Source organism: Kocuria rhizosphaerae, assembly GCF_044462265.1.
Classification (GTDB): Bacteria; Actinomycetota; Actinomycetes; order Actinomycetales; family Micrococcaceae; genus Kocuria; species Kocuria rhizosphaerae.
Genome location: NZ_JBISWL010000090.1, coordinates 1 through 5,122, shown reverse-complemented (window position 1 = coordinate 5,122; position 5,122 = coordinate 1). Strand labels below are relative to the sequence as shown.

4 protein-coding genes and 1 tRNA gene are annotated in these 5,122 nt (G+C 71.6%); 4 read left to right on the top strand and 1 reads right to left on the bottom strand.

The window, feature by feature from the left end:
- Positions 1-32 precede the first annotated feature (32 nt).
- Positions 33-108 (bottom strand) — tRNA-Lys (locus ACH9EU_RS11155).
- 165 nt (positions 109-273) lie between these two features.
- Here ACH9EU_RS11155 and ACH9EU_RS11150 point away from each other — a divergent pair.
- The 4 genes from ACH9EU_RS11150 (at position 274) to ilvC (ending at position 5,064) form a co-directional block, all read left to right on the top strand.
- Positions 274-1,263, top strand: a complete 990-nt coding sequence (locus ACH9EU_RS11150) for an NAD(P)-dependent oxidoreductase (protein WP_396414003.1) — start codon at positions 274-276, stop codon at positions 1,261-1,263.
- 274 nt (positions 1,264-1,537) lie between these two features.
- Complete coding sequence (locus tag ACH9EU_RS11145; protein ID WP_396414002.1) at positions 1,538-3,430, top strand: acetolactate synthase large subunit; 1,893 nt, start codon at positions 1,538-1,540, stop codon at positions 3,428-3,430.
- 2 nt (positions 3,431-3,432) lie between these two features.
- The gene (gene ilvN / locus ACH9EU_RS11140; RefSeq protein ID WP_396414001.1) at positions 3,433-3,942 is read left to right on the top strand and encodes an acetolactate synthase small subunit; all 510 of its coding nucleotides are present in this window, start codon (positions 3,433-3,435) and stop codon (positions 3,940-3,942) included.
- Between the two features lie 96 nt (positions 3,943-4,038).
- Positions 4,039-5,064: a ketol-acid reductoisomerase gene (gene ilvC / locus ACH9EU_RS11135; protein WP_396414000.1), complete on the top strand. Its 1,026-nt coding sequence runs from the start codon at positions 4,039-4,041 to the stop codon at positions 5,062-5,064.
- Positions 5,065-5,122 lie beyond the last annotated feature (58 nt).

Genomic DNA, 5,122 nt, shown 5'->3' with positions numbered 1-5,122 from the left:
GCCGCCTCGTCGGCGGCCGGGGCCCTGTGCTGTGGTGCGCCCCCTCGGACTCGAACCGAGAACCCATTGATTAAGAGTCAATTGCTCTGCCAATTGAGCTAGAGGCGCGGGTGGTGCGGCCAGAACACTAGCACGACGGCGGTCCGCGGACCGAATCGTGCCGGCCGGGCGCCGCCGGCTCCTGCCTCGCAACGAGAGAACACTCTACCACCTCGCCACCGCTTGTCCATTTGGCGTCCTGCCGTGCGGGGCCCGGCGTCTACCATGGCGGTCATGGCTTCCGCACCGGCGTCCGCGACCGTCCCCCTGACCGAGCTGCGGGTGGTCTCCCTCCCGGAGCAGGACCTCGTCGACCACCTGGCCGGGCGCGTGCCCGCGTTCCGGTGCGTGCTGTGGGACATGGTCGGCGAGCCGGAGGGTGCGCGCGCGGACGAGATCGACGTCGCGGTCACCCCGTACTTCGGCGGGCCGTGGATCCGGGCCCTTCCCCGGGCGACCCGGCTGAAGCTGCTGCAGCTGCAGAGCACCGGCTTCGACGGGGTGCCCGAAGCGGTCGGCCCCGACCTGGCCCTGGCCACGGCCGGGTGGGTGCACGCGGCCGGCACCGCCGAGCTCGCCGTCGGTCTCGTGCTGGCGGCCCAGCGCGGGATCGACCGCGCGGTGCTGCAGCAGCGCGACGGCCTGTACCGGCGCTTCTGGAGCCGCTCGCTGGCCGACAGCCGGGTGCTCGTGCTGGGCGCGGGCGAGATCGGCACGGCCGTGGCCGACCGGCTGCGCCCGTTCGAGGTCGAGCTCACCCGCGTCGCCTCCCGGGCCCGCACCGACGAGCAGGGCCCCGTGCACGGGGTGGACGAGCTGCCCGGGCTGCTCGGGCGGACCGACGTGCTCGTCGTGACGCTGCCCGCCAGTCCGGCCACCGGCGGTCTCGTGAACGCCGAGATGCTCTCCCGGCTCCCCGACGACGCGCTCGTGGTCAACGTGGGCCGCGGTCGCGTGGTCGACACCGCGGCGCTCACCGCGGAGGTGGTCTCCGGCCGGCTCCGCTGCGCCCTCGACGTCGTGGAGCCGGAGCCGCTGCCCGCCGACCACCCCCTCATGCGGGCGCCCGGCTCGATCGTCACCCCGCACACCGGGGGCTCCAGCGACTCGTACCGGCCACGCCTGCGGCGACTCCTGGAGGAGCAGCTCCGGCGGCTCGCGGCGGGGGAGCGGCCGCTGTTCCTGCAGCAGCCGGGCCGCCTCCGGCTCCCGCCCGCGCTCTGAAGCCACCCCGTGGCTCGTCTCACATCGTGGAACCGGGCGTCCGGTGTTTGACACACCCGCGCGCGCGGCGGAGCATGGGAGCATGCAACTCAGCCACGGTGTCGTCCAGCTCACGGTACGCGTCCTCGTCGGACGCGGGGCCTGAGCCGACGACCGGTCGAGCGCACGGGCCCTGTCGCACCTCCCGGTGCCGCGAGGGCCTTTTTTCTTGCCCGGCACGGGAGCGGTGACCCGGACCGGACCAGAACCACCGAGACCACGAAGGACTGCTGACATGACCAAGGGACAGCCGATCAGCCCGGCGCTGATGGCCACCAAGCGCGCGGAGACCGCCGCTGACCACCGGCCGCCCGGGACCCCGGAGAAGACCGTCCCGGCCGTCCCGTCCGTCATGGGGCCCCGCAACACGGTCGCGCCCTTGGAGATGACCGGTTCCCAGGCCATCGTCCGGTCGCTGGAGGAACTGGGGGTGACCGACGTGTTCGGCCTGCCCGGTGGGGCCATCCTGCCCACCTACGACCCGCTGATGGACACGGAGAAGATCAACCACATCCTCGTCCGGCACGAGCAGGGCGCCGGCCACGCCGCGGAGGGCTACGCCCTCGCCTCCGGGCGGGTGGGGGTCTGCATCGCCACCTCCGGCCCCGGGGCCACCAACCTCGTCACGGCGCTCGCCGACGCGCACATGGACTCGATCCCGATGGTGGCCATCACCGGGCAGGTCTCCTCCAAGGTGATCGGCTCCGACGCCTTCCAGGAGGCGGACATCGTGGGCATGACCATGCCCATCACCAAGCACTCCTACCTGGTCACCCACGCCCAGGACATCCCGCGCGTGCTCGCCGAGGCCTTCCACCTGGCCTCCACCGGCCGCCCGGGCCCGGTGCTCGTGGACATCGCCAAGGACGCCCAGCAGGACACCATGACGTTCTCCTGGCCCCCGCAGATGGACCTGCCCGGCTACCGGCCCGTGACCCGCGGGCACTCCAAGCAGATCCGGGAGGCCGCCCGGCTCATCGCGGCCGCCCAGCGGCCCGTGCTCTACGTCGGCGGCGGCACGGTCCGCGCCGACGCCGCGGCGGAGCTCATGGAACTGGCCGAGCTGACCGGCGCGCCCGTGGTCACCACCCTGACGGCCCGCGGCGTGTTCCCGGACTCCCACGAGCAGAACCTCGGCATGCCCGGCATGCACGGCACGGTCCCCGCCGTCTACTCGATGCAGCAGGCCGACCTGCTGGTGACCCTCGGCGCGCGCTTCGACGACCGCGTCACCGGCCACCTGGAGACCTTCGCCCCGACCGCCAAGATCGTGCACGCGGACATCGACCCCGCGGAGATCTCCAAGAACCGCACCGCCGACGTTCCGATCGTGGGCGACGTGAAGGAGATCCTGCCGGACCTCGTCACGGCCGTGCGGCACGAGTTCGAGCGCGGCGGGACCCCCGACCTCTCCGCGTGGTGGGCGACGCTGAGCAGCCTGCGGGCCACCTACCCGCTCGGCTACACCCGGCCGGCCGACGGCCTCGGCTCCCCGCAGCACGTCATCGAGCGGATCTCCGCCCTGACCGGTCCCGAGGCCGTGTACGCGGCGGGCGTGGGCCAGCACCAGATGTGGAGCTCCCACTTCGTGCGCTACGAGCGCCCGCGGCAGTGGCTGAACTCCGCGGGACTGGGCACCATGGGCTTTGCGGTGCCCGCCGCCATGGGTGCCAAGGTCGCCCAGCCGGAGCGCACGGTCTGGGCCATCGACGGCGACGGCTGCTTCCAGATGACCAACCAGGAGCTCGCCACCTGCACGATCAACAACATCCCGATCAAGGTGGCCGTGATCAACAACTCCTCGCTGGGCATGGTGCGCCAGTGGCAGACCCTGTTCTACGACGGCCGGTACTCCAACACGGACCTGAACACGGGTCACGACAGCATCATGGTCCCGGACTTCGTGAAGCTCGCCGAGGCCTACGGGTGCGCCGCCCTGCGCTGCACCCGGGACGAGGACGTGGACGACGTGATCAAGCAGGCCCTCGAGATCAACGACCGGCCCGTGGTGATCGACTTCGTGGTCTCCGCCGACGCGATGGTGTGGCCCATGGTGCCCTCCGGCGTGTCCAACGACCAGATCCAGATCGCCCGCAACATGACCCCCGAGTGGGACGAGGAGGACTGACCATGAGCCGACACACCCTCTCCGTGCTCGTCGAGGACAAGCCGGGCGTGCTGACCCGCGTGGCCGGGCTGTTCGCCCGCCGCGCCTTCAACATCGACTCGCTCGCCGTGGGCCCCACGGAGCTCGAGGGCATCTCCCGCATCACCGTCGTGGTGGACGCGGAGGGCGAGCTGCTCGAGCAGGTCACCAAGCAGCTGAACAAGCTGATCAACGTCATCAAGATCGTCGAGCTCACGCCCGACTCGTCGGTGCAGCGCGACCACATCATGGTCAAGGTCCGCGCCGACGCCGCGACACGTCTGCAGGTCACCCAAGCCGCGGACCTGTTCCGGGCCACCGTTGTCGACGTCTCCACCGAGTCGCTCGTCATCGAGGCCACCGGCGCCCCGGACAAGCTCCGGGCGCTGCTGGACATCCTGGAGCCGTTCGGGGTCCGGGAGATCGTCCGGGCCGGTACGCTGGCCCTCGGACGTGGTCCCAAGTCGATGAGCGACCGCGCCCTGCGCCACTGACGCCCCGGCGTCGGCGCGGGCGCCGGCCCGCGCACACCCACCCACCTCGCGGCGGTGCAGCCGCCGCGCCCACCCATGCTTGAAGGAGACAACCCCATGGCAGAGATCTTCTACGACGACGACGCCGACCTCTCGATCATCCAGGACCGCTCCGTGGCCGTCATCGGCTACGGCTCGCAGGGCCACGCCCACGCGCTGAACCTGCGCGACTCCGGCGTCGACGTCCGGATCGGGCTGGCCGAGGGCTCGCGGTCCCGGGCCAAGGCGGAGGCCGAGGGCCTGCGCGTCCTCACGGTCGCCGAGGCCGTCCAGGAGGCCGACGTGGTCATGATCCTGACCCCCGACCAGGTCCAGCGCCACGTCTACGCCGAGTCCATCGAGCCGAACCTCAAGGACGGCGACGCGATCTTCTTCGCCCACGGCTTCAACATCCGCTACGGCTACATCACGGCCCCCGAGGGCGTCGACGTCGTGATGGTCGCCCCCAAGGGCCCCGGGCACACCGTGCGCCGCGAGTTCGAGGCCGGCCGTGCGGTTCCCGCCCTCGTGGCCGTCGAGAAGGACGCCTCCGGCAAGGCCCTGGACCTCGGCCTGTCCTACGCCAAGGGCATCGGCGGCACCCGTGCCGGCGTCATCAAGACCACGTTCACCGAGGAGACCGAGTCCGACCTCTTCGGCGAGCAGGCAGTGCTGTGCGGCGGCATGTCGCACCTCGTCCAGTACGGCTTCGAGACCCTGACCGAGGCCGGCTACCAGCCGGAGATCGCCTACTTCGAGGTGCTGCACGAGCTCAAGCTCATCGTCGACCTCATGGTCGAGGGCGGCATCGCCAAGCAGCGCTGGTCCATCTCCGACACCGCCGAGTACGGCGACTACGTCTCCGGCCCCCGCGTGATCAGCCCCGCGGTCAAGGAGAACATGAAGGCCGTGCTCGCCGACATCCAGGACGGCACCTTCGCCAAGCGCTTCATCGAGGACCAGGACCGGGGCGGCCCCGAGTTCAAGAAGCTGCGCGAGAAGGAGGAGACCCACCCGATCGAGGTCACCGGCCGCGAACTGCGCAAGCTCTTCGCGTGGACCTCGCCCGACGCCGACTACGTCGAGGGCACCGCGGCCCGCTGACCCGTCGCGGCCCCGCCCACGAGGGCGCGCCCGCTGCGCGACCCGCCGCCGAGGGGCG